This window comes from bacterium, from assembly GCA_023150945.1.
Taxonomy (GTDB): domain Bacteria; phylum Zhuqueibacterota; class Zhuqueibacteria; order Zhuqueibacterales; family Zhuqueibacteraceae; genus Coneutiohabitans.
In genome coordinates this window covers 385,809-409,715 of record JAKLJX010000001.1, presented here as the reverse complement: position 1 = coordinate 409,715, position 23,907 = coordinate 385,809, and the positions used below count along the sequence as shown (strand labels likewise).

17 protein-coding genes are annotated in these 23,907 nt (G+C 56.1%); 11 read left to right on the top strand and 6 right to left on the bottom strand.

The window, feature by feature from the left end; all coding sequences use genetic code 11:
* Window positions 1–14: 14 nt before the first annotated feature.
* Both L6R21_01600 and L6R21_01595 read left to right on the top strand, forming a co-directional pair.
* The gene (locus L6R21_01600; protein MCK6557866.1) at window positions 15–1,103 is read left to right on the top strand and encodes a site-2 protease family protein; all 1,089 of its coding nucleotides are present in this window, start codon (window positions 15–17) and stop codon (window positions 1,101–1,103) included.
* Window positions 1,104–1,323: 220 nt separating this feature from the next.
* Window positions 1,324–2,685 (top strand): sodium:alanine symporter family protein, encoded by a 1,362-nt coding sequence (locus L6R21_01595; GenBank protein ID MCK6557865.1) that lies wholly within the window; start codon window positions 1,324–1,326, stop codon window positions 2,683–2,685.
* Between the two features lie 185 nt (window positions 2,686–2,870).
* Here the strand turns inward: L6R21_01595 and L6R21_01590 are convergent, their stop codons facing one another.
* On the bottom strand, window positions 2,871–4,064 hold the full coding sequence (locus L6R21_01590) for a pyridoxal phosphate-dependent aminotransferase (GenBank protein MCK6557864.1): 1,194 nt from the start codon (window positions 4,062–4,064) through the stop codon (window positions 2,871–2,873).
* A gap of 278 nt (window positions 4,065–4,342) precedes the next feature.
* On the opposite strand from L6R21_01590, the gene L6R21_01585 reads away from it, so the two are divergent.
* Together L6R21_01585 and rocF are read left to right on the top strand one after the other, a co-directional pair.
* Complete coding sequence (locus L6R21_01585) at window positions 4,343–4,690, top strand: hypothetical protein (GenBank protein MCK6557863.1); 348 nt, start codon at window positions 4,343–4,345, stop codon at window positions 4,688–4,690.
* A gap of 60 nt (window positions 4,691–4,750) precedes the next feature.
* Entirely contained in the window at window positions 4,751–5,644 is an 894-nt protein-coding gene (gene rocF / locus L6R21_01580) for an arginase (GenBank protein MCK6557862.1), read from the top strand.
* A gap of 79 nt (window positions 5,645–5,723) precedes the next feature.
* Here rocF and L6R21_01575 read toward each other — a convergent pair whose 3' ends face one another.
* From L6R21_01575 to L6R21_01560, 4 genes are all read right to left on the bottom strand, one after another.
* Complete coding sequence (locus L6R21_01575) at window positions 5,724–6,206, bottom strand: DUF192 domain-containing protein (protein MCK6557861.1); 483 nt, start codon at window positions 6,204–6,206, stop codon at window positions 5,724–5,726.
* 126 nt (window positions 6,207–6,332) lie between these two features.
* Entirely contained in the window at window positions 6,333–6,785 is a 453-nt protein-coding gene (locus tag L6R21_01570) for a putative toxin-antitoxin system toxin component, PIN family (GenBank protein ID MCK6557860.1), read from the bottom strand.
* Entirely contained in the window at window positions 6,785–7,096 is a 312-nt protein-coding gene (locus L6R21_01565) for a helix-turn-helix domain-containing protein (protein ID MCK6557859.1), read from the bottom strand. Before L6R21_01565 ends, L6R21_01570 begins: the two co-directional genes overlap by 1 nt.
* A 17-nt stretch (window positions 7,097–7,113) precedes the next feature.
* Window positions 7,114–7,389, bottom strand: a complete 276-nt coding sequence (locus L6R21_01560) for a hypothetical protein (GenBank protein MCK6557858.1) — start codon at window positions 7,387–7,389, stop codon at window positions 7,114–7,116.
* A 45-nt stretch (window positions 7,390–7,434) separates the two neighbouring features.
* On the opposite strand from L6R21_01560, the gene L6R21_01555 reads away from it, so the two are divergent.
* Window positions 7,435–8,760 (top strand): T9SS type A sorting domain-containing protein, encoded by a 1,326-nt coding sequence (locus tag L6R21_01555; protein MCK6557857.1) that lies wholly within the window; start codon window positions 7,435–7,437, stop codon window positions 8,758–8,760.
* 296 nt (window positions 8,761–9,056) lie between these two features.
* Here L6R21_01555 and L6R21_01550 read toward each other — a convergent pair whose 3' ends face one another.
* Entirely contained in the window at window positions 9,057–10,901 is a 1,845-nt protein-coding gene (locus tag L6R21_01550; protein ID MCK6557856.1) for a M14 family metallopeptidase, read from the bottom strand.
* A gap of 396 nt (window positions 10,902–11,297) precedes the next feature.
* Here L6R21_01550 and L6R21_01545 point away from each other — a divergent pair, with 396 nt between their 5' ends.
* The 6 genes from L6R21_01545 to L6R21_01520 all read left to right on the top strand — a co-directional run bounded on the left by L6R21_01545 (window position 11,298) and on the right by L6R21_01520 (window position 23,798).
* Window positions 11,298–15,077 (top strand): ATP-binding protein, encoded by a 3,780-nt coding sequence (locus L6R21_01545; GenBank protein MCK6557855.1) that lies wholly within the window; start codon window positions 11,298–11,300, stop codon window positions 15,075–15,077.
* 27 nt (window positions 15,078–15,104) lie between these two features.
* Window positions 15,105–16,205: an ATP-binding protein gene (locus L6R21_01540; GenBank protein ID MCK6557854.1), complete on the top strand. Its 1,101-nt coding sequence runs from the start codon at window positions 15,105–15,107 to the stop codon at window positions 16,203–16,205.
* Window positions 16,206–16,440: 235 nt separating this feature from the next.
* Entirely contained in the window at window positions 16,441–16,779 is a 339-nt protein-coding gene (locus tag L6R21_01535) for a hypothetical protein (GenBank protein ID MCK6557853.1), read from the top strand.
* Window positions 16,780–16,790: 11 nt separating this feature from the next.
* On the top strand, window positions 16,791–18,947 hold the full coding sequence (locus L6R21_01530; GenBank protein ID MCK6557852.1) for a PQQ-binding-like beta-propeller repeat protein: 2,157 nt from the start codon (window positions 16,791–16,793) through the stop codon (window positions 18,945–18,947).
* 69 nt (window positions 18,948–19,016) lie between these two features.
* The gene (locus L6R21_01525; protein ID MCK6557851.1) at window positions 19,017–22,013 is read left to right on the top strand and encodes an NACHT domain-containing protein; all 2,997 of its coding nucleotides are present in this window, start codon (window positions 19,017–19,019) and stop codon (window positions 22,011–22,013) included.
* A 33-nt stretch (window positions 22,014–22,046) separates the two neighbouring features.
* On the top strand, window positions 22,047–23,798 hold the full coding sequence (locus L6R21_01520; protein MCK6557850.1) for a thiamine pyrophosphate-binding protein: 1,752 nt from the start codon (window positions 22,047–22,049) through the stop codon (window positions 23,796–23,798).
* Window positions 23,799–23,907 lie beyond the last annotated feature (109 nt).

Sequence of the window (23,907 nt, the reverse complement as noted above, 5' to 3'; positions counted from 1 at the left end):
GGTACACGGCTATCATGAAATGGTCATTCAAACTCGCCACGATTTTCGGCATTGAAGTCAAGGTGCACGCCATCTTCCTGCTGCTGCTGTTCTTCGTCGGCTGGACGAATGCGGCGGCGGGCGGCCCGGCGGCCGGCCTGGCAGCCGTGATTTTCTTTCTGACGATCTTCCTGTTCGTGCTGCTGCATGAACTCGGACACAGCCTGGCAGCGCTGCGCTATGGCGTGGTAGTGCGCGACATCGTGCTGTTGCCGATCGGCGGCGTGGCGCGCATGGAAAATCTCCCCAAAAATCCCCGCCAGGAAATCGTCATCGCGCTGGCCGGGCCGGCGGTGAACTTTGCCGCGGTGATCGTGCTCTACCTGATCCTGCAAACCCTCGGTCTGCCGGTGGATCATTTGAGCTTTGACCTCAGCGGCAAAGACTTTTGGAACGGCATGCTCAGCCTGAACGCTTTCATGGGGCTGTTCAATCTCATTCCCGCCTTCCCGATGGACGGCGGCCGCGTGCTGCGCGCCTTGCTCGCACTGCGCTATCCCTACGGCCGCGCCACGCGCTATGCCAGCAGCGTCGGCCAAATCTTTGCCGTGCTCTTTAGCCTGGCGGGCATCTTCTTTCTCAATAATTGGTGGCTGGTGGTGATTGCGGTGTTCATCTTCACCGGCGCCGGCAGCGAAGAGAGCATGGTGCGCCTGCGCGAGGCGATTGAAGGCGTGTCGGTCGAGCGCGTCATGTCCACGCGCTTGTACACGCTCGCGCCCGGCGATCCGCTGCGCAAAGCGCTCGAACATTCCTATCAGGGCTGCCAGGATGATTTTCCGGTGCTGGAGAACCAGCGCTTGATCGGCATCCTGCCCAAGAGCAAGGTCATGGCGGCCATCTATGAACGCGGCGTGGAAGCGCCGGTGCGCGACTTCATGGAGACGCGCTTCACCGCGGTGCGGCCCTTTGCCAGCCTGGCGCGCGTGTACGAAGAGATGTTGGAAAAGAAGCTGGATTCCGTGCCGGTGGTGGACGACAACCGCATTCTCGGCATGCTGACCCTGGAAAACATCGGCCGCTACTTCATGGTGGCCTCCAGCCTGGAGAAAAAGGCGGGGTAGCGCGGTGTCGCCTGGGAAATGCCTCTCCCACCACTGTCCTCCAGGCAGGATCTTGTGAAGATTCAAGTGCAGTGCCGGCCAAATTTGCATGTTTCCAGAGGCGGGAAGCGCAGAGCAGGCAAACCTGTTTTCCCGTGAAAGTGGGCCGTTTCGTTCTTGATTGAGTCCGCGCGGGACAGATACTCAGCATCCGGTTGAAATCATTCATGAAGGAGGAGGAATGCAAAACGAGCTTTTGAATTGGATCAACACGGCCAGTAGCTACGTTTGGGGGCCACCGATGTTGGTGTTGCTGGTGGGCACCGGCATTTATCTCACCTTCCTGTTGCGTGGTCTGCAGTTTCGCACGCTCAAGCATTCACTCTATCTGGCACTCATCAAACGCAAAGAGGACAGCCATGCGGCCGGCGACATCAGCCATTTCCAGGCGCTGATGACGGCGCTGGCGGCCACCGTGGGCACCGGCAATATTGCCGGCGTGGCAACGGCAATCGCCTCCGGCGGGCCGGGCGCGCTGTTTTGGATGTGGATCACCGGCTTGTTCGGCATGGCCACCAAGTATGCCGAAGCCGTGCTGGCGGTGAAGTATCGCGTGGTGGACGAGAACGGCATGATGAGCGGCGGTCCGATGTACTACCTGTCGCGTGGCCTGAAGAATCAGCGCCTGGGCAAATTCCTCGGCATGCTGTTCGCGCTGTTCGCCGCGATTGCCGCGTTTGGCATCGGCAACATGGTGCAATCCAATTCCGTGGCTGATGCCATGCACGGCTCCTTCGGCGTGCCGCACGCCGCCACCGGCATCGTGCTGGCGGCCGCCACCGCCCTGGTCATTCTCGGCGGCATTCGCAGCATTGCCCGCACCGCCAGCGTGCTCGTGCCGGTCATGATCGTGCTGTACATGCTCGGCGGGCTGCTCGTGCTGCTGATCAACTGGCGCGGCATTCCCAATATCGTGCTCTATGTGCTGAGTGATGCCTTCACCCCGAGTGCGGCCCTCGGCGGATTTGCCGGCGCCACGGTGATGCAGGGCATTCGCTACGGCGTGGCGCGCGGCGTATTCTCCAATGAATCCGGCTTGGGTAGCTCACCGATCGCCGCGGCCGCCGCGCAAACGAAAAATCCCGTGACCCAGGCGCTCGTTTCGATGACGCAGACCTTCATCGACACCATCGTGGTGTGCAGCATCACCGGCTTCACGATCATCGCCACCGGCGTGTGGACCACGGGCAAAACCGGCGCCCAGCTCACCACTGCCGCCTTCAGCACGGGTTTGCCGGGCGAGAGCGGCGGTTTGATCGTTGCCATCGGCCTGATTCTGTTCGCCTACTCCACCCTGCTGGGATGGAGCTACTATGGCGAGAAATCCGTCGAGTACTTGTTCGGCGTCAAGTCGATCAAACCGTATCGCGTGGTGTTTTCCATCTTTGTCGCGATCGGCGCCGTGGCGCAGTTGCAGTTGGTGTGGTCACTGGCGGATTTGATGAACGGCCTCATGGCGATCCCCAATCTCATTGGACTGTTGGCGCTGTCGGGCGTGATTGTGGCGGAAACCAAGAAGCATTTCTCCAACGAGAAAACGTGAACGCGTCAGACCGCAAAGCTTAAAGCCACCGTGTTCGCGGAGAGCATGTGTGGCATGTTCGTTTGCGCGAGCATGATTCTGTCATTCGGTGCGTCATCACCTTCGTTTTTGCACCGTCCGGATCTCGGGAAGATCCGGACGGTGTGGCACAGCCAATGCTCTGCTGCTGAAAAATCCGGCAATCTTCACCATCTCAAATCCCACCCGCGCGCGAGGCGCAGCAGCAGCCGGGCCATTCCCTCCTGGAACAACTCTGGCCGCGTCAACAAACTCACCACCAGGAAACCCTCCTGCGCAAAATCGAAGAAATAGCCCGGATGCACCAAAACGTGATCCTGCTCGAGCAGCGCGAGAGTGAATTCTTCTTCGCGCACGGCCGGCGGCAGTGCGAGCGCGGCATACCAGCCGCCCTCGCGCCGCAGCAGCTTCACTCCGGGAAAACTGCGGCATTGTGTGCGCAAATGATTCTCATTCGCGGCCAGGCGCTGGTGAATTTGCTGCTGCATTTCCTGCCGCAACGCCAGCAAGCGCGGCGTGGCATGCTGCACCGGCGTGCCAACGGAGAGATAGGTGTCGGCGATGAAATCAAGGCGTTCACGGGCTGCGGCAACCTGGCCGGCGGGGCCGCTCACGTGAATCCATGCCAGCTTCATCTGCGGCAGGCCGAGCATTTTGGAGAGTCCGCCCAGCACGAAAGTCAACGCGGCATGGTTGCCGATCAGCGTTGCCACGCGTTCCGGATTCTCGCCGTGGCCGTAGTCCGCAAAAACTTCATCACTGATCAAGGCAAGATCGTACTCGCGGCAGAGAGCGTTCAACGCCTGCAATTCGTCCGGGGTGAGAAAAGAACCGGTGGGATTGTTGGGATTGACGACAATCAGCGCACGCGTTTTGGTGCTGATGGTGGCTGCCAGCCGTTCCAGATCGATGCGCCAGCCCGATTGCTCGTCATAACGCAGCGGATAGTGCAACAACGTCACGGACTCGAGTGCGGTCAGGAAATCAAACAGCGGATAACTCGGCTGCGGCGCCAACACTTCGTCGCCGGGATCAGCGAGCAGTTTGAAGAGAAAGGCATAACCCTCGCTGGTGCTGGCGGTGAGATGAAAAGATTCGGCGTTGACGGAGTGACCCAGGCTGGCATAGTAGCCGGCAATCGCCGCGCGCGCCAGTGGCAGTCCAGACGGCGAAGGTTCATAACGCAATGACTGTAGTTGCGCCAGCGCTTGCAAAATCATTTCGGCCGGATAGGCAAACCCGGCCTGCGTGGGATTCGATTCAGTGAGATCGAGAATCACGCGGCCGGCGGCTTGCTGTGCTTCCAACAAACGGGACAATTGATTGGTGTTGAGACTCCACGTGAACCGGGAAGAGAACATGATTCTTGCTCTGTGGGTGTCATTCGGCCAGAAATCTTTGGGTGCATTGCAATCGTGCTTTTGCCGGGAAAATGTTTCCGGCAGGACTGGACGACTATAACGGCTGCGTTCACAGATTACCGAGGGACTGCACGGCGCGCCAGTTTTCCCTTGCGGTTTTCGCAGGCAAAAGGCAAATTGCGCCGTCGCTTTGGTCAAATCGAACGCCGCGCCGGCTCTCACGCCAACGCACGCCGGCGGGCGTCACGCGCAACAACTTTTTTGGAGAGAGGGAATCTATGATCGCCACCATTCGCACCGCCCTGCTGTTTTTGTGCCTGACCCTCCTGGTTGCCGGCTGCGCCGCCGGCCGCATGAAAATCAGCGAGCTGACCGCCAACCCCGGCAAGTACAACGAAAAACCGGTGACCGTGAAGGGCAAAGTGACTTCGACCTTTGCGATTCCCATCATCGGGCAAAGCCTGGTAAAGATCACGGATGACACCGGCGAAATTTGGGTGAAGCCCTACGAGCGCGTACCGTTCGAGGGCCAGGAAATCACGGTGCGCGGCAAACTCAAGATCGGCATCACCCTCGCCAACCGAAATTTCGGCGTGATGGTTTACGAGGACGCGCCCAAGAAGTAAGCGCGCGGCGCGGACCTTTCCGGCGTTGAATCCAGCGCAACCTGCCAGGAGCAAGCGCAGATGACGGCTTCTTCCATTCGAGTGATCGGCGTGCCCATGGATCTCGGGCAGTCGCGGCGCGGGGTAGACATGGGTCCGAGTGCCCTGCGTTACGCCGGCTTGTATGATCATCTGTTGAAACTCGGCCACGAAATCGAAGATTACGGCAACGTGCCGGTGGAGGATCGCGCCATCCTGCCGAAAGAAGGCGGGATCCGTTTTCTCCCAACCGTGATCAAGACCTGCGCAGCGGTTTATCAACTCGGCCGCGCGGCGATTGCCGCCGGCAAGATCCCGCTGTTTCTCGGCGGCGACCATTCGATCGCCGCCGGCACCATCGGCGGCGTGACGCATGATTCGCCCGCGGGCGTGTTGTGGATCGATGCCCACGGCGATTTCAACACACCGGAAAGCTCCCCCAGCGGCAACATTCACGGCATGCCGCTCGCGGCCTTGATGGGGCAGGGCGCGCCGGAGTTGGTCAATCTCGGCCGGCCGGGTCCCAAACTCCAGCCCCCGGATCTCGTGCTCATTGCCGTGCGCGACCTCGACCCGCTGGAAAAAATTCTGCTGAAAAAAAGCGGCATCACCGTCTACACCATGCGTGAAATCGACGAACGCGGCATCTCAGTGGTGATGAAAGAGGCGCTGCGGCGTTTGAGCCATTTGTCGCGGCTGCACGTGAGCCTGGATATGGACAGCCTCGACCCGCTGGATGCGCCGGGCGTCGGCACGCCGGTGCCGGGCGGCCTGACCTATCGCGAAGCCCATCTCATCATGGAAATGCTGGCCGACTCGAAGCTGGTGCGGTCGATCGACGTCGTGGAAGTCAATCCCATTCTCGATCATCGTAATCACACCGCGGGCATTGCCGTCGCGCTGCTGGCCTCGCTCTTCGGCCAATCCATCCTGTGAGCCGCGGCGCAGGGCCGTTGGCCATTGCCGATCCGGTGCGCGGCGCTCGTGAAAACTTCTGCGCACCAACGGCCGGCGCTCAAAATCTCACCATCGCTCCCACCTTCACGCCGTGCCGCTCGAACCAGCCGGCGTTGACTTCCAACACATACAGCGCTGGGGCGGCGGAAATATAGCTCTTGCTTTCATCCAGCGGCGCCATGTGTTGAATGTCGACGATTTTGCCGTCGCTGGCGATGAACGCAATGTCGAGCGGGATGAAGGTGTTGCGCATCCAAAACGATTGAATGCGCGACATCTCGAACACGAACAGCATCCCCTGATCTTCCGGCAGTTGCTCGCGAAACATCAGACCGCGCATGCGCTCTGCGTCGGTTTGCACGACTTCGACAAACAGTGGCGTTGCGCCGACGGTGATGCGCTGGCGGCCTTCCGGGATCTGCGCCTCGGCTCCGGTTGCAGGCTTTGCTTCGGGTTGTTGTTTGCAGCCCAACCCGCCCAGCAGGCAGATCAGGCCACTGATGATGCTGGTGTAGAAAAATGCTGTGCTGGAATTTCTCACGTACGACTCCGCTCGCTGGAGGATTTCGTGTCGATCATTTCTGGCTGTGAAGCTAACCAGTGTCGGTCCGAAGATGTTGTCGCACAAGCTTCCGGCTTGCCGCCGTTGGCAGGTTGGTGGCCGGCGCTACGATCTGCGGGCGCGATATTGTTCGATGAACTCTTCCGGCTTGACGATTTCCACTTCGTGAAATTTCTTCAAAACCAACAAGTCCTTATCGCGAGAGATTAAGTAGCGGGCTTGGGCAAAAACAGCCGTTGCCAGGAAGGGATTGTCTGAGGGGTCACGGAGCTCGGGATAATGCGGCAAGTGAATGTGTACCGCGCTGATGAGAGCCGGGTGGGTGAGCCATTTCTGCCATCGTGACAGCACACTTTGATTCAAGAATTGACTTAGAACTTCGAGATACTCTTTCCGAATGTCCTCATTCAAGAAGAGCTGCAAATGGCCGTTTTTCCAGAGGCGGATGATCCTTCCCGGCGCGCTCGCCGGCCACAAGACGCCGCTCAAAAAGACGTTGGTGTCCAGCACGACACGCCAGTGCAGCAACCGGCTTTTCTTGCGGCTGCGCGGACTCATCACGCCTTGTGCTGTTTGGGTGAATTGCGCCTGCGACGCGTGGCCTGCACCAGTTGCTCGGCGTCCTCCGGAGTTTTGATGCCGGCACGACTGGCAGCTCGCCGCGTATCGCGCAGAAGCTTTTTGAAAGCGGGATCGGAGAAATCGCTCATCTCATCGAGCCAGCGGTCCAATCGCGCACGGCGCAACCGCCATTCCCCGGCGATTCTTGCGGCTGGAATCTCACCTGCACGCACTTTGCTCAGTACCACGTCGGAATCGAGCTGCAGATAGCGCGCCGCTTGTTGAATGGTGAAGACTTCGGAAATCATGGTGAACTCACTCCTCATCAAATCGAGCAGGCGACACAATTGCTTGCGATGATAGCGGTGCCTGCACCGCTATGATAGCAAAGCGCCGTGGAAAAGGCAACAATGGTTTTGTCCGCCGTTGCGGAGCTGAATCCTTCCGCGAACAGCGCGATCGTTGTCTTTCCAAGAAACGCAACCACCGAGGCGGCGCTTCTCAAGTTCTCGTTGCGCGCCATCACGCTGTAACGGCAGCACCTCATCGAAATCGATTCTGAAAACCACCGGGAATGAAACCGCGCGGTTTCGACGTTCATACGAGTGATTGCAATCCGGTTGGCACAAATCTCAGCGGAGAACACATGCAGGCTCGCATTCGTCTTCTGTTGTGCGGCTGGTGTGCGGCGCTGTTGCTGCCGCTCGCGCTCCGGCCGCAAAGTTGGCAACAAATGACCCCGGCTTCCGGCACCGCGCCCGTGCCGCGCCGCAATGCCGCCGCAGTTTATGATACCACCGGCCACCGCCTGATCATCTTCGGCGGCCGCACCACTGCAGGTGATCGCAACGACGTCTGGGCGTTGCATCTCACCACCAACACCTGGACGGAGCTAACGCCGGCAACCGGCCCTGCGCCAGCGCCCCGCTTCACGGCCAATGGCGTTTATGATTCGGCGCAGCAGTTGATGCTCATTTGGTCGGGCCAGGGCGCAGGCTTCTTCAATGATGTGTGGGCCTTCTCTCTAAAAGACCATTCTTGGTCACAATTCACCCCGCCTGATCCCAAACCCAATGTTCGTTACGGCACGGCCGCGGTGTTCGATCCCCGCCGCCGCGAGCTGGTGACGTTTGCGGGCTTCACCGATCAAGGCCGCTTCGATGACACCTGGCGCTTCAAGCCCGCGGAAAACGCCTGGCAGCAGCTCGGCCTGGCGATTCATCCTGAAAAGCGCTGCTTGCACACTGCCTGCTACGACAGCCGCGATCATCGCATGATCATCTACGGCGGCCAAACCAACGGGCCCCGCGGCGATATTTGGGCATTTGATTTGGATCAAAACCAGTGGCTGGATTTGACGCCGGCAGCAAGTCCGGCGGGGCGATGGTTTCCTGCGAGCATCTACGACAGCCGCAATCATCGCGTCATCAACTTTGGCGGCAATCTGGGCGCCAGTCAGACCAATGAGCTTTGGGCCTTTGCTTTGGAAAGCAGCCGGTGGCAACAATTGCATGCCGCCGGCGTTGCGCCCGCGAGCCGGGAAGGCGCGGCCGCCATCTATCTGCCGGATGAGGATCGCATGGTGATCTTCGGCGGGCGCGGCGGCGCAACTGATTTCAACGACGTGTGGTTTCTGAATGATCTCTCCGCGGCAACTTCGGTTGAGCAGGACGGCGGAACGAGTACTGCCCCACGTTCTCTGCGCCTGTTGGGCAACTATCCCAATCCTTTCAATCCGGAAACAGTGATTGTGTATGAATTGCCGCAACCGCAAGCCGTGACGCTGGAAATCTACAATGCCCTCGGCCAACGCACACGGCGTTTGGTGAATCAAACTCTGCCCGCCGGACGACATCGGGTGCATTGGGATGGCAAAGATGAAATGGGCAGAAAAGCAGCGCCGGGAGTCTATTTCTGCGTTTTGCGCTCGGGCAAGCTCTCTACGGCACGAAAAATGGTTTTGCTCGAATAGCGCGGCCAGGGCGCTGGATTTTCGACAGGATCAACAGGATTGACAGGACTCGAGGCTTATCCTGTCGATCCTGTTGCGACAGCGTCGAGCCGGGCACCACCCTGCATTTGTCACCCTGCAAGGGACTTTCCCAGCACTTGGCACGAGTGGTCTGTTACCTTAGTTCGTGGAAGTGATCTTTCGATATGTCATTCAGACGAATCTTGTGAAATACTCGGGACCGTGACAAAGTTGAGCCATCACTCCCACCGCAATGAGTTTGGGGAGTTGCCCGGCATTCGCCCCATCATCCTAATTCACAACTCCCGCGCCACCGGATACAGATTCGCTTCCTGATCGTAAAACGGCGTGCGTTGATAGAACCACTGCAGCCGTTGCTGGGGATTCTTCGCGAACAGCGAATCGCTCTGCAGCTTTGCCTCGAAGGCGGCTTTGAGCTGCGGCTCCGCGGCCAGCATGGCTTCAGCCATCGGCTGCATCACATAGTCTTCGACGTATTCCGTGGGCGCCAGACTCTCCAGAAAAAATCCCCACTGAAAAAACGAATCGCCGCAGGCCGGCTCCAGCAAGATGACGGCAAGCTCACCGAGCGGCTGGTCGGTGGAAACGCGCACCGCGCCCGCCGGAAAACGTCGCATCTTTCTCTCGGCAACGGGCGTGGCACTCACGCCTATGCGGCCTTCATAAGGCCGAGTCGCGAGCTTGACCTTCTCCAGGCGATACACTTCCACTGCGATCTCGCGCGGCGCGGTCAGGCGTTCCATCTCAATGCCGTGCATGGCCAATCGTTCGATCACCTCCTGCCATGCCGGCGGAATCCAGTAAGCTGCCGGCCGGCGTACGCTCAGCGCAGGCTCACTCATCTTGAGCAGCGGAATTTTCGCGGTGTATGGCTGGCCGGTCCACTGCGTGTAGTTGCTGTTCGTGATGGGCGAGAACACCTCGCGTGCTGCCACGCCGAGGAATGCGAGGCTGTCAGCCGGCGGCGGTTGCGGCACGCGCCAGGCGAGCGGCACCTCTTGCACGCGCCGGCGACGATCAGCCGCAATGGCCTCTTGCAACTTGCTGCCGTGCTTTCCGAGGGTGCGCAGCGTGCTCTCCAGCAGCAGATAGGTTCCCAGCACGCGCTGTTTGTAGGGTTTGAGCGAATGATTCTCGACGAGCACGGTGGGCAGGTGGCGCAGGTCGCCGTAGCCGGTGGAGAAGCGCGGCGAAGCAGTCCACTCGACCAGGCCGCTGCGAAAATCTTTGTCGTCTGCCGGGCCGCCGATCAACGGTCCGGGAATGTGACCCATCGCCTGTAAATCGCGATAGACGGCGGGCGTGAGAAACTGATCGAGCCACCTCGCGCTTGCCGGTGAATACGCGTGCGGCCCGTTGTAGCCAAAGGTGATGTCGTATTGATAATCCGCGCCGTCGGTGACGTGAATATCGAAATAAAGATCAGGATCATACTCATTGAGCGCGCGCACCAGGCAGCGCATTTCGACCGCGTCCAACTTGGTGTAATCGCGATTGAGATTGAGATTGCGCGCGGTAGTGCGCCAGCCCATTTCGATCGGGCCGCGTTGATTGATGCGATTGTACCGCGAAAAGCGTTCGTGCGCATCGACGCTGAAGATCGGCAGGAAGAGCAGATTGACGTGATCGAGCAGTTCGCGCTGCTTGCGGCGCACGGTCAGGTCGCGCAGCAGCATCATGCCGGCATCTTTGCCGTCGATCTCACCGGAGTGAATTCCAGCTTGTACGAAAAGGATCGGCTTGCTGCTGGCGCGCAAGGCGGCCGGCGTGAAAGCCTTCTCCTTGGAGGCAATCACCATCCAAATATCGCGGCCTTCGGGACTTTTCCCGAGCGAAACCATTTTCAACTCCGGTGCTGCCGCACAGAGTCTGCGCAGCCACTGCATGGTTTCCTCATAACGCGGCGTGCTCACCAATCCGCTTTTCTCCGCCGGCGTGATCCAGGGATCATCAGGCGCAACGATGAGCGCTTCACTCTTGCCGTGCCACGACAACTCCGGCGGGAGAAGGGGGTGGTGGGAGGGTTGGCCATACAAATAACCCTGCAAGAAGAAAAGGGTTATGACCGTCAGCCGCGGAAGGAGGGCGCACCAGCTCGAAAAAACCTTCTTTTGAATCATGATTCAATCCGTGGATAGTTTTTGATAATAGTGCTTGACATTTTCAGAATTATTCTGCAGAATTTCGCCAGGACAACTCGGTTCAGCGCGCGAGATTTGGACTGTTCTCTCCTTCATCCATTTTTGTTTTTCCAGTCAAACTTAAACTTTCAGAGGATTTTTCGCAAGCAATCGCTTTCGAAAAACTCGTGAACATATTCTTACCTGCCGGCAGTTTTGCCTTCAGCCTGCTGTCGTAGCAATTTTCGTTTTTTGACAACCCGGGAAAAATTGGACAAGCAGCGGTCTAGCATATGTTGACTACCGAGGTGGATCCCAATGGCATCAAATGCAAGTTCTGATGGAAGCAATGGCGAGAAATCACTCCGGCAGGCTGGAACAAAGGTGTATGGTGCATTGAAGCACCTTCCCCTGTGGGGGATCGGGGGCATATATGCCCTGTTCTCCACGCTGTACCTCATCATCAAGCTCTTTCCGATTTCGGAAGTATCCCCCTTTGCGCAGCCTCTATTCGATTGGCAAACTTGCTTTCACCCCCTGCAAGCCTTTCTGGCAAATGCGCGAGCCATTATCTCATCGAGTGATGTCGCCACGCCGGTGAGCTTGTCTCACCTATCCCAAGTTTCCTGGAGCTGGCTGGTTCTTTACGTTCTCTTGGATCTGGTCGCGATCATCACTCTCGCCGCCGGCATCAACGTCATCGCGCAAAAACTTTTTGAGCTCCCCTCGCGCTTCACGCAGGTGCTTCGAAAACTCTTCATCATCAATATCATCGTTTCATTGGTCTTCATCGCTCCGCTCTTTGCGTTCGCCTCAAATGCAACGCAAACGTTCATTCTTGCCGGCCTCGTGGCCTCAGTCTGGCTCGTGATAGAGCTCAAAAGCGTTTATCAGACGGATGTCAAACACGCGGGACTAATCTTTCTGGTAGCGATTCCGCTGTTCCCCTTTGCCGCCTTACTGCTGATCGTCTATGCATTTTTTGAGGTGCCAGGACTAAGACGCTATGCCCCAGCGGTTGAGCGCCATATTCGTACTTGGCTGGAACTCCTGCACACGCCAGCCAGGGCTTTCTACCAGATACCAAATGGCTATTCGACGTTGGCGGCTTTTGCGCTCGCGGCGGTGTTTGGCGCATTCGGCATCTACCTCCTGTCGCGTTGGGCTTTCGTGGCGCAGTTCTATCCCAGCTTCGAAACCTTGTGGTGGGGGTTTTCGGCTTTGTTCCACAAGACCGAGCTGGCAACGATTGCCGCCATGCAGAACTTCGATCTTGGACTTAGAGAATTCACAAGCTTCTCCTTGCCCACCGAACAGTTTTTTTACCTTTATCTTTCTTTTCTGCTTTCATTGCTCATCCAGGCCGGCCTCATCGATTTCACGGCATGGACGCTCCACAAAGAGAACAAGCACTTTGGTTTGACCTTGAATTTCGTCAGCCTCCTGATCGCTATGGCGATGCTGCTCTTTGTCGTTTTCGTGGGACTGGCGTTTCTGGTGCTCAAACTAAGCTCAGTCTCAGCGGGGCAGGGAGATTTGCCGCTGGCAGATTTGCTGGTGGCGCCAGAGTTGTTCAAAGGCCTGGCAGTGACAGCCGCGGTGTTCTGCGGCTTGTGGCTGGTGACCATGCAAATCCGTTCGTTCAAAGTCATTTATGGTTTCGACAACGCACGCAGCATTTTGCTGTGGCTCACCAGTTTGGTCTTTCTGCCCATCTCCCTGCTCGTTGTGCTGTGGAATGCATTGCTGGAAGTGGCGGGCTATTTGATGGCGCCGCTTCGCACCCGCATACTGCAATCGGATGCCGTCAAGCTCAGGGCCATAGAAGAGACGACCCCACCAGATCGCATCAATCATACCATCGATTCGTTCATCCAACACCTGACTGACCGCAACGGGTATAATGTCATTGCCCGGCGCCGCCTCGAGATCAACCCGGCTCTGGAAAATGTCATTCGCCACCAGCCCAAAGTCATGATCAACAATCTGCTGAAGCTGGCGGAAGACAGAAACCCTGATTTGCGGCAGGACGCGCTGCGCTGGCTCGCCGGCCTTTTCATCGGCCCGGCGCCCAGCCACACTCGCCTTTTTTACTACATGCTCGAAGGCCGCATCAGCACGCCGAATGTCGGACGCATGGCCCAACAGCTTCACAATCATCCGATTTGGCCGGAGTTGCTTCAGGGTTATCATGAGCTGCTGGGCGAATCGGCTTTTGGTGAGCAACATCAAAAACTGCTGTTCAATATCTCGGCTCTTTTTCGACAACTTGAAGGCGACGCTCAGGCCAGGGAATTCGCCAGCATCTACTCTATTCTGGGCACCTTGGCGCAACTGCGCAGCATTCGCGAGATTACGCGGTTGGATGAGCTGATCAAACAGCATTTGAAGTTGGAAGGGCTGCAGGAAACCCAGATGCTGGAAATCTTCAAGCTCTTTTTGCGTCTGAATAGCTATCAAGCCTTGTACGAACGCGTGGAGAAAGAGAATAAACAGCCCTTTCTTTCCGCACAATTGGCAATTATCGTGGAAATTCAGCGGGAGCTGGACAGTCTCAAGTATCGCGAGCTTGAGAGACGTATTCTCAAGGCCTACACCACCAAGATTCAAGAATGGGCCATGGCCCAGATCCGCCAGCATCGCGGCGAGATCAAGCTGGTGTTCAGCCTGAAAACGCAGAGCATTCCTCTCAGTGAGGGTGAAAGCACGATCGTAGTCAATCTGCGCAATGAAGGCAGCGGCTTGGCGCAAAACCTGAAGCTAACGCTAGTGCCGCAGCCCGAAGATCGCGATCGCTATGTGCTTGCCGGAACCGCAACCCAAACGACGCCCCTGTTGGAATCCAAGGAGAGCAAAGATTTCGAATTCATGATTCTGCCCCTGCAAGCCTGCTCGCAAAGGCTGCTGTTCCGCGTTGATTATGCCGATATTGAAAACCGGGTCATGGCGCTCGAATACGGCGATGTGCTGCAGTTCACCACCATGACCATCACGGATACGGCCGATCAGCAAGTCGGTGATGTCATCAACCCCTACATCGCCGGCACGGCGGTGGCCGAACCCAGAATGTTTTTCGGCCGCCAGGGAGAGTTTGACAGCATTCGGGCCAATCTGCAGGGCAGATACCAGGACAATATCATTGTCGTTCACGGCCAGCGCCGCACGGGCAAAAGCTCGATCTTGTTGCAGGCGGAAAACCACCTGGGACCGGATCACTATGTGGGCGTCTATATCGATTTACAATCCTTTACCTCCGCCGGCATGCCGGATTTTCTGCATCGCATGGCCACGCTCATTTGCCGGGAACTCGACAAAAAAGGTATAGCTCTTGCCCGGCCAGCATTGCCAGACTTTAGCCGCGACCCGGGCACTTATTTCAGTGATGAGTTTCTCTCTGGCGTCTTCAACCGCATTGGTGATCGCAAGCTCTTACTGCTGCTAGATGAATTTGAAGAACTAGAGATGCGTGTTAAAGAGGGGAAACTCAACCGGGAAATCTTTGCCTACCTCCGGTCATTGATGCAGCACACTCAAAAATTGAGCTTCATCCTGGCGGGCGCGCACCGCCTCCACGAGATGTCGAGCGAATATTGGAGCATGCTGTTCAACATCACGCGCTACGTCAAAGTCGGCTTTCTTGATAAGGCCAGCTCGGAGCGGCTGATTTGCGAGCCGGTGGCGCAACATGTCACTTATGATCCGCTCGCCATCGAGAAAATCTACCGGGTCACCAGCGGCCAGCCTTACTTTATCCAATTGATCTGTCACGAGCTGTTCAACAAATACAAGCGCGACCGGAAAAACTATCTCACCATTCAGGATGTGAATCAGGCCATGCAGCGGATCATCGAGGCCGGCTCCGGCCATCTGGATTACATCTGGAACTTGGCCACGCCACACGAGCGCATCGTGCTCGCCGCAGTCGCAGATGCTGCGGCCTACGACGGCGAACGCGTCACCCTGAGCGGCATCGGCAATCGCCTCAAGAGCCTCTTTTTTAGCTACGACGAGAAGACCGTGCGCGAATCATTGAACCACCTGGTTGACATCGAGATTCTGCAGAGCGACGCAAATTTTGATAATTTCACGTTTCGCGTGGATCTCATGGGCCATTGGCTGCGCGAAGCCCGTCCGTTGGGCAAAGCCATCGAAGAATATAAAACCCTTAGGCGGTGACATTGGATTATGAGACCTGACCTGTTTGTGGACCGGCAGCGCGAAATCGATGAGATCATTACGCGCATCAAATTCCAAACGCAAAGCTCTGCGGTGAGCGGCGACAGCGGCTTGGGCAAAACGGCCTTATTGCGCTACCTCGCCCACCCGCGCACCCTGAAGAAATACCAACTGCCCGGCGAAGAGTTCAAGTGCATATATTTCCGTTGCCCGGACGTGCGGGAGCGGCCGCAGTACGCGCCCATACAATTTTGGCAGGAGATTTTTTCCCGGCTGGCGCGACAAATCACGGATGCCGAGCTGGTCGAGCAAATACGAGGCTTTCAGTCGCTGCCGGCCTTCGATTACTATGCCGTCGAGGAGTTTTTCTATGGCGCCAAACGCAAGCACCTCAGCATCGTTCTTTTGCTCGATGATTTTGACAACTTGCTGAGTAATGCCGCATTTGACAAGTATTTTCTCTGGTCGTTGAAAAACCTGGCGCACAACAATGTTGATTACAGCTTTGGCCTAGTGATCGTCACGCTCCAGCGCCTTTCGGAGTTGTGTCAGGACTTGGGCATGACTTCACCGTTTTTCAATATTTTTTCGAGCCTGCCGTTAGCGCCATTGCCGGCGGCGGAATCAGGAACACTGCTACAGAACATGTGCCGCGTGCAAGGACGGAAGGTCGCCGCTGATCATAAGGAGCAAGAGCAGGCTTACAAACTAGCTGCCGGGATTCCCTTAATGATCAGACTGCTGGGCCAGACTTGCCGTGACACCAGCACGCTGGCGCAGCTTGTGAGCGGCCAGCGGAAGCCTGTCTGGAGAGCCGGCCACCGGCAGATCTTGCGTCGATTTGTGCAGCGTGTATGGGTTTGCTCAGGTGCGGGGGAAAAACAACTGCTGCAATATCTTGCCAAAGCGTGGCATGAAAACAAGGGGAGCCGCCTCAATCACGAGCAGGAAGAAACAATCATGCAGCACCATACTCGCGCCTGGCAGGCCCTGGAAAAACGCGGTCTGATGCAGCAAATGAATTCCGTATTCTCCCTTTTCCCGGATTTGTTTGCGGAATTCGTCCTGAAAGAAACGTTCGTCGTCGCTCCTTCAGGAGCCGGGCGTCTGGTACAGCATGGCGGCTGAAGACACTACTAAAATATGAAAGCTGAGACAACAGGCCGTTAAGAGTGAAATCTTTGCTTGAAAAGCAAAACTTTCACGCAAAGACGCGGCTCGACTGAGCTCGCCGAAGTCAGAGCCGCAAAGGTATCGCAAAGAAAAGCTTTGCGGTTTCTTTGCGTCTTCGCGTCTTTGCGTGAGGCTTTTTCTTTTTGGTTCCGGCTCGTCCGGTTTGGGTTTTCCTTCAAATGAAAAGTCATTGTTCTGGCACCTCAAAATCGGGCATGCTATGAAAAAACTGCTTGCTCAACTCGCCGATTTCTTCGGACACAAGCACCGGGCCACGCTCGTTGTGCTTTTGATTGTCCTCATGGCCTTCATGCCTTTCTATCTGCGCAAAGCCAGGCTGCAAACGGATTTTGCGCGGGCCGCACGCAACGTGGAAATGGCTGAGTTTTACCGAAATCGCAAAGAGAAACAAAAGGCATTATCAGCCATCGAGGACGCCATTCGCCTATACTCACCGGTACTTGCCAGACAGGATTCCGCCCTGGTGAAGGCAAACAGGCTGCGGACCGAAATTGCGCAGCTTCCGTAGGGAGACCTGACATGAAATCATTCGCGCGCCGGACTTCTGCAAATCAGAGCCACAGCGCCTCACGCTTCAATGCTTGGCTGATTTCCTACCAGACAACTGCAGTGGTACTGGCTGTTTTGCTCATTTTGACTTTTGCGCATCAACACTTCAGCTCCCTCAGCGCGTCGCGCAACGCCCGTGCTCGCGAGTTGCTGCAACAGGCCTCGGGATTGCTGCAGTCGCGCCAACTAGCAAATGCCGCGCTGCTTGGCGACAGCGCCCGAGCAACGGGAGGCTATCCTGATTCCACGTCCTATCTGCTGGGCAGGATCGCTCTGGAAAACGATTCGTTGCAGCGTGCTGCTGCCCATTTTCGCGCCGCGTTGCGTGCGAACGAAGATTACGCCGAAGCCTATGCCGGCATGGCGGAGGTGGCCCTGAGGCAAGCTCAAGGCCCAATAGCGCCAGGACAGGCGGAGAAAATCGAGCAGGCGCTGCTGGACTATCGCCGTGCGCTGCAACGCAAACCGAACTTGTTTGCAGCACAGTTCGGCCAAGCCAATGCCCTTTTCCGGCGTGGCAAAGCCGACACCACGCGATACTCTTCATTGATCGATCTGCAGGACGCCAACGGATTCTATGGCGGCCTGAAGAATCGCGCAGAACTCTACCAGTTGCTTACCCTGCAGCAATATCTCGAGCTACTGGACAATCTTGCCGATCTGCAGGAGCTGCCCATTCAAGAAGGCCCGGCGGATGATTCCTATATGCAAAAAGCGCCCATGGCGCGTGAGTTTCGGCGGCGAGTCGGCGACCGGCCCGGAGGCATAGAATTGGTTGAAGCGCAGTATGCCTTGCTGCAAGGGAACCGCACCAACGCCGCAGACTTACTGCAGAAAGCAATTGCCCGAAGCCCGGAAAACGCTGCTGAAGCAGCCCGAATTCAGCGACAGGACAGCCTGATCATGAATTGGCGGGGTCGCACAAGCAATCAGCTTGCCTATGAGCCGCAATTCAGATTCAATCGCTACCGTACTGGCGCGATTAATGGCGACGGCATTGTAATACCAACTACGAAGTGGCGTGTTCGAGTTGGGCAAGTGGGTATGATTTCCCCGGTGGTCTCAGGGAATTTGGTCATTCAAGTCGCCCCAAAATTGGGCGGAATTGCGTTTATAGACCGCGCCACCGGACGCCAAGCGCGACTTCTGCCGAAAGAAGAGGGTTTTACGCAATCGACTCCTGCTGTAAGTGAGGGAAATCTATGGATTGATGCGCCTCGGTCATATGTCTATGTTGTGCCGATGAGAAAGATCCAGACGCTCGGCAGCTTTGAAGCAAGTGATATCAAGAGGAATTTCTTTCAGGAAATCAAAGACAGTTCCCCGCTGGTTGTGGGCGGTCGAATTCTGTTCGGCACGACCAGTGGTCAATTGCGCAGCGCAAGTGTTTCCGGGCAAAGGATTGGCATTTGGAACTGGAGCTCGGCGCTTGGCGGGCAGATTACGGCGCCGGCAGCAGCAGGAGAATCCCTGGCCATGGTCGGCAGCTATGATAGCCGCTTTTACGGCATATCCTATAGAAACGTCGATCCCACAACCTTTGAGTTGAGCACTTCTTGGCTGTTTATCGCAGCGGACACCATCCGCGCCTCTGCTTGTTTTGCCAAAGGCGTCGTCTATTTTGGCGACCAAAGCGGGGTGATTTATGCCCTGCCGGAAAAGCTGGATGAGAGAAGAACGGAACGCGGGCAAAGTGTGCAGAGCGCGATTACGACATTTAGAAGAGCTAGCAGTATCGTTTCTTCACCGGCAATCGATGATTCTCTGGTTTATTTTTGCTCGCTGGATTCCACGATCTATGCGCTTCCGACTTTCGATCTCAAGAACCGAGACACGAAAGACGATGCGCCCGCCGGCGCCTGGCGGCCCAAGTTTGTCTACAAGACGAATGGCGCTATCGTCTCCTCGCCCTGCATCACCGGTGGTGTGCTTTATGTCGGCACAGACGTAGGTGAGATCTTGGCGATTGACCTAAAAAGCCGCGGCAAAAACCGCGAGGAAAACGAACCCGAACGCCTGCTCTGGCGACTCGTGGTTGGCGGTGCAGTGAAATCGTCGCCCGTTGTCATTGACAAAGTACTATATGTGGCGGCGGAAGATGGGTATTTGTATGCGATTCGCAAGTGAGTAGAAAGGAGTGGGAAAATGGATAGTGACATAGACAGCTCAAGTCATTCGGAGTTGAGACCCACAAGAATGGTTGCTATCAAAGTAACCATTGCCATTACCCCTTTGATTCTTGCATTACTTGTTGCACCTGTAAGAAGCTTCATGAATAATAACCCCTATATTTCATGGTCGCTCCTTATATTCTATGGGATTGGAGTCATTGTGTTTCCAGTGGCAAAAAAAATCTGGAAAAAGCTTGAACCCTTAATCGTAGAGGCTATCACGGATTATATCGAACATCATGCACGACTTATATTCTCGAAATTCTATAAACGCTACGTAACCAAACTACGCTCGCAGCATCGTTTCTTCAATGTAAAGGGCATTACCATCCAAAGTACGTTTTCTTTGGAACTGCAAAAGGTCTTTGTCGATCTTCAAATTTCGCCGCCAAGGCCATCCCGCCTGAAGACAGCAAAATCAAGTCTCGAAAGACCCAAAAACATCTGGGAGTTGTTGGAGAGCAAAGATCCAGGTTATCGGATCGTTGCTATCATAGGCAAACCTGGCTCTGGTAAGACGACATTGCTTCAATACGTTACGTTGCTAATTGCGATCAGAAAGGCAACCCGCAGGACCAAGCGCTATATTCCCTTTCATCTGCCTCTGCGAAAGTATGTCAAGGACGTCGTGGCTTCGTCAATTGAAGCACTAGACTTGGCCAGCCTGCTCGAAAGAGATTTACAGGAGTTGAAACCGCCAGTGGGCTGGGTTGAGCACAAACTAAAAAATTACGGTCATCGCTGTGTCGTTCTTCTGGACGGACTCGATGAGGTCGCTGATGCAGATAATCGTAAAAAATTAACAACCTGGGTGGAACACCAAGCAATACACTACGGCGAGACCCGATTTGTTATTACCTCGCGCCCTCATGGTTATGAGCCAAATGCTATTCAAGGCGCAACCGTCTTACATATTGAAGACTTCTCACAAGAGCAAATTTATGATTTCGTACAGAAGTGGTACCATACCACCGAAATAGCTGCAGCCAGCAAAACCGACAAGATGGCAGATATCATACAGCGCGCAGAAGACAATGCCACTGATTTGATACAAAGAATTTTTCAATCTGATATACTTTCAAAGTTGGCGGTCAACCCACTGTTATTGACTATGATCACCATGGTGCACCGCTATGTAGGTAAACTGCCCGAGATGCGCGCGGCGCTGTACGAGGACATCATCAGGGTTTTGTTGGGACGACGTGAAGAGACCTTCATTAAAGGCATTAGGCTGAGCTACTTTCAAAAGCGGGCAATTTTGCAGACATTGGCGCTTGTTCAGATGCAGCAACGCAAACGTGAAATTTCAACGAGCGAGGCCATTGCCATTATTGGACCGGATCTGCAAAGCGTCAATATAAAGCCTGAGGATGGCCCACACTTTTTGGAAACAATGATGAAAGAAAGTGGTCTCCTGATGGAAACCGATCCTGGGTTTATAGCATTTGCCCACCTAACCTATCAGGAGTTTTTGACGGCAGCGGAAATCAAGAACCGCAAAATGGAAGATTCCCTCGTTAATGATCTGGGCGACAGTTGGTGGCATGAGACTATTCTGCTTTACGCCGCCACCTCAGATGCCACCGGCATTGTTCAAGCCTGTTTGAATCAACCACAAAGGTCTCTTGAAAATCTGAAGTTGGCTTATGAGATCTCTCAGGAAGCAATGCAAATCGCACCAAAAGAAAGAAAGAGGCTGGAGGACCTCCTAGTGCTCGAAGCGGACTCTGCCGATCGCGAAGCCCAGCAATTCGCGGCTGATCTAATATTCGAGATTCGCCTAAAAAGAATGGTTCGTCGTGCCCCAAATGTCGACATCGATCGTTTTTTCATCAGTCACCTGGAGTATCAAAGCTTCATTCATAATACCAATCGTCGCCCCGACCACTGGTCGGGGCTACGTTATTCTTTTCGAGAAGGATTGAAGCCAATCGTTGGAGTGCGCAGAGATGATGCCGAAGCCTTTGCCCGATGGTTGACCGTCAGAGCAGCACGAGAATTGGGGCATCGCACCAGCAAATTCCGCTTGCCCACCGAGGAAGAGGCCTCGCTGGTCAAGACTGATCAAGAGGTGCAGGATCAAAATTTCAAACATTTGGCTAACCCAGAAGTGGGTGCTTGGGTCATGCCTGCGAACGTGCTGGTATTCTCCGAAAAAGAGAAAAGCGCGGCCAGTTCCTACTGGTTGCGTATGCGCGTGGTGGGAGAGAGTGAAACGCACCGCGTGGGGGATTATCATAGCTCAATTGATAGTTTGCTTGAAGAACTCGACAAGCAAATCGAAGATTTGCGCAAAGAGCTGCAAGCAGCACAAAAGCGACTGGATGATGCCATTCTGCCGTCAGTGCTTTCAGCCTTGCCAGTGGAAATCGATCGGTACATAGAAAGACTCAACGAAATCAGAAATGCCCTTCGAGATGCAGTCAGCCGCGCTCAGAAAAGAAGCTTTAACCTAACTCTTGACGATGGCATGATCAATGAATTGCCGGCTGATTTGATAGAACTGAATCGCTTGCGCTCAGGTCGAGCAGGTGCTGAAGAGTACCAAGACACCGACGCTGGAAAAATTCGCGGGTTTCTATCTAATGCCAGGGTCCGACTGGAAAGCCTGCGAGGAGTTCTCTATGACCCAGTCAGCCGGGCGCGGCAATGCCAGCAGAATTTGATGAACCTTCTGTCAACGGAGTTAAATAGCTTCGCTGGCAAACCCATTGACCTGGATCAACAACTGGCGTTTCTATCAAAGCTGGGTGACATACGGTTGAGCACGAATGAGATCCAAGCCGTGCTCAGGCGTGAGATTGGCAAGGACTACACCAAAGCTAAGTCGGAACTGTTGGCGCTGGCAGAGTATGCGCTTTATCAAAACAAAACGGAGCTGCTGCGCGAAATCTTGCGCGGTTTCTGGGCGGTGTTCTTCATAGAGCAGCGCGCCAACCGGCAAAACCCGCTGCCCGCCTGGGAAGGCATTCGCCTGGTGCGGGAAATTCGCAGGCCGGACGAAGAAACCACCATCATTTAGATTCCTCCCCTGATTCCTCCAAAAGGCCTCCTCGTGAAACCAACCACCGGCGGTGAAATTATTGCAGCGATGCTGGCCAAAGAAGGCGTGGAAAAAGTCTTTGGCATTATCGATGGCACCTACTTTGGCTTCTATTCCAGCTTGAAGAAATTCGGCATCGCGTTGATCAGTCCGCGGCATGAGGCGTGCGCGCTGCACATGGCGGGCGCCTATGCGCGGCTCACCGGCAAGCTGGGCGTGGCCATGGCGAGCAATGGTCCGGGCGTCGCCAATGCGCTGGCAGGCGTGGCGGTGGAAAACGGCGAGGGCAATCGCGTGCTGCTGATCACCAGCACACGGCGCAGCGGCATCGGCTATCCCGGTCGCGGCGGCACGTATCAATATTTCAACCAAGTCGGCGTGATCAAGCCGATGGCGAAATGGAGCGGCGCCGCGCTTTCGTTCGGCCGGCTGCAGGAGATGATGCGCCGGGCCTTCCGGCTGTCGTATCACGGCCGGCCCGGCGTGGTGCACGTCGATGTGCCGGAAGATTTGATGAACGGCAAAACCGAGGCGCAGCCGCTGCTGGCGCCCGGCCGCTATCGCCGTTTGGAGGCGATTTGCGCCGGCGATGAACAAATCGCCGCGGCAGCGGAGATGCTGGCGGTCGCCAAACTGCCGATGATTCATGCCGGCAGCGGCGTGATTCATGCCGCGGCTTACAGCGAGCTGCAAGCGGTGGCGGAGTTGCTGCACGCACCGGTGACCACGAGTTGGGGAGCACGCAGCGTGCTGCCGGAAACGCATGAGCTGGCGATTCCGATGATTTACATCAAGCTCAACCAGGCGGTGCGCACCAGCGCCGACGTGGTGCTCGCGCTGGGCTCGCGGCTGGGTGAAACCGATTGGTGGGGCAAGCCGCCGTATTGGGCGCCGGCGAGCGCGCAGCAGATGATTCAGGTGGACATCGACGAGGAAATCCTCGGACTCAACAAGCCGGTTGATTTGGCGATTCTCTCCGATCTCAAAGTCTTTCTGGCGCGACTGGCGGAGAAGCTGCGGCCGCGGCAGAACAAAATGCCGCTGGCGGAGCGCCGTAAAGCAGTGAAGAGGTTTCAAAACGCGAGAAGCAAATTCCGGCAAAAGCTCGATGGCGCTTTGAAAGACAACAGCGTGCCGATGAATCCCGCGCACGTGGCGCATGTGTGCCGCCGGGTGTTTGCCGAGGAGGCGATTTGCGTGATCGACGGCGGCAACACCGCGGTGTGGACTCATTTCTATCACGAAGCAACCGTACCCAACACCGTGCTGCACACCGCAAAATTCGGCATGTTGGGCGCAGGCGTAGCGCAGGCGCTGGGCGCGGCGGTGGCGTTTCCCGAACGCCAGGTTTATTGCATCATCGGTGACGGCGCGATGGGATTCAATTTGCAGGAAATCGAAACCGCGGTGCGCAACGATTTGAAGCCGATCTATCTCGTGTGCTGTGACCGGCAGTGGGGCATGGTGAAAATCAACCAGCAATTCGCGCTGAAACCGGTCAAGACGATGGTGAAGAAATCATTGCCGCCGGAGGAGACCATCAATGCGGATTTGGGGGAGATGCAATTCGACAAACTGGCGGAAAGCATGGGGGCGCACGGTGAGCGCGTCGCGGACCCGAAGGATTTGCAGCCGGCGCTGGAGCGCTGCCTGGCCGCGAACAAATGCAGCGTCATTCACGTAGACGTCAATCCGGTCAAGCACATGTGGGCGCCGGGATTGATTCACTTCAAAGCAATGCACCGCGAGCCGAAGGGCAAGTGACGCACCCGCTTGGGACACGCAAGCCAGTGCTGCAACGTTGAGTTGGCAGCCCTGAAGTTGTCGTTGGGGAAGAATCCTGCAAAGGCCTTGGCTCAGCCGAGGCCGAACA

Excerpts from the sequence above, each read along its gene's own strand:
- L6R21_01530 (MCK6557852.1), top strand. The coding sequence starts at position 16,791 with ATGAAATCATTCGCGCGCCGGACTTCTGCAAATCAGAGCCACAGCGCC.
- rocF (MCK6557862.1), top strand. The coding sequence starts at position 4,751 with ATGACGGCTTCTTCCATTCGAGTGATCGGCGTGCCCATGGATCTCGGG.
- L6R21_01595 (MCK6557865.1), top strand. The coding sequence starts at position 1,324 with ATGCAAAACGAGCTTTTGAATTGGATCAACACGGCCAGTAGCTACGTT.
- L6R21_01525 (MCK6557851.1), top strand. The coding sequence starts at position 19,017 with ATGGTTGCTATCAAAGTAACCATTGCCATTACCCCTTTGATTCTTGCA.
- L6R21_01570 (MCK6557860.1), bottom strand. The coding sequence starts at position 6,785 with ATGAGTCCGCGCAGCCGCAAGAAAAGCCGGTTGCTGCACTGGCGTGTC.
- L6R21_01550 (MCK6557856.1), bottom strand. The coding sequence starts at position 10,901 with ATGATTCAAAAGAAGGTTTTTTCGAGCTGGTGCGCCCTCCTTCCGCGG.
- L6R21_01600 (MCK6557866.1), top strand. The coding sequence starts at position 15 with ATGAAATGGTCATTCAAACTCGCCACGATTTTCGGCATTGAAGTCAAG.
- L6R21_01590 (MCK6557864.1), bottom strand. The coding sequence starts at position 4,064 with ATGTTCTCTTCCCGGTTCACGTGGAGTCTCAACACCAATCAATTGTCC.
- L6R21_01560 (MCK6557858.1), bottom strand. The coding sequence starts at position 7,389 with ATGAACGTCGAAACCGCGCGGTTTCATTCCCGGTGGTTTTCAGAATCG.
- L6R21_01555 (MCK6557857.1), top strand. The coding sequence starts at position 7,435 with ATGCAGGCTCGCATTCGTCTTCTGTTGTGCGGCTGGTGTGCGGCGCTG.
- L6R21_01585 (MCK6557863.1), top strand. The coding sequence starts at position 4,343 with ATGATCGCCACCATTCGCACCGCCCTGCTGTTTTTGTGCCTGACCCTC.
- L6R21_01565 (MCK6557859.1), bottom strand. The coding sequence starts at position 7,096 with ATGATTTCCGAAGTCTTCACCATTCAACAAGCGGCGCGCTATCTGCAG.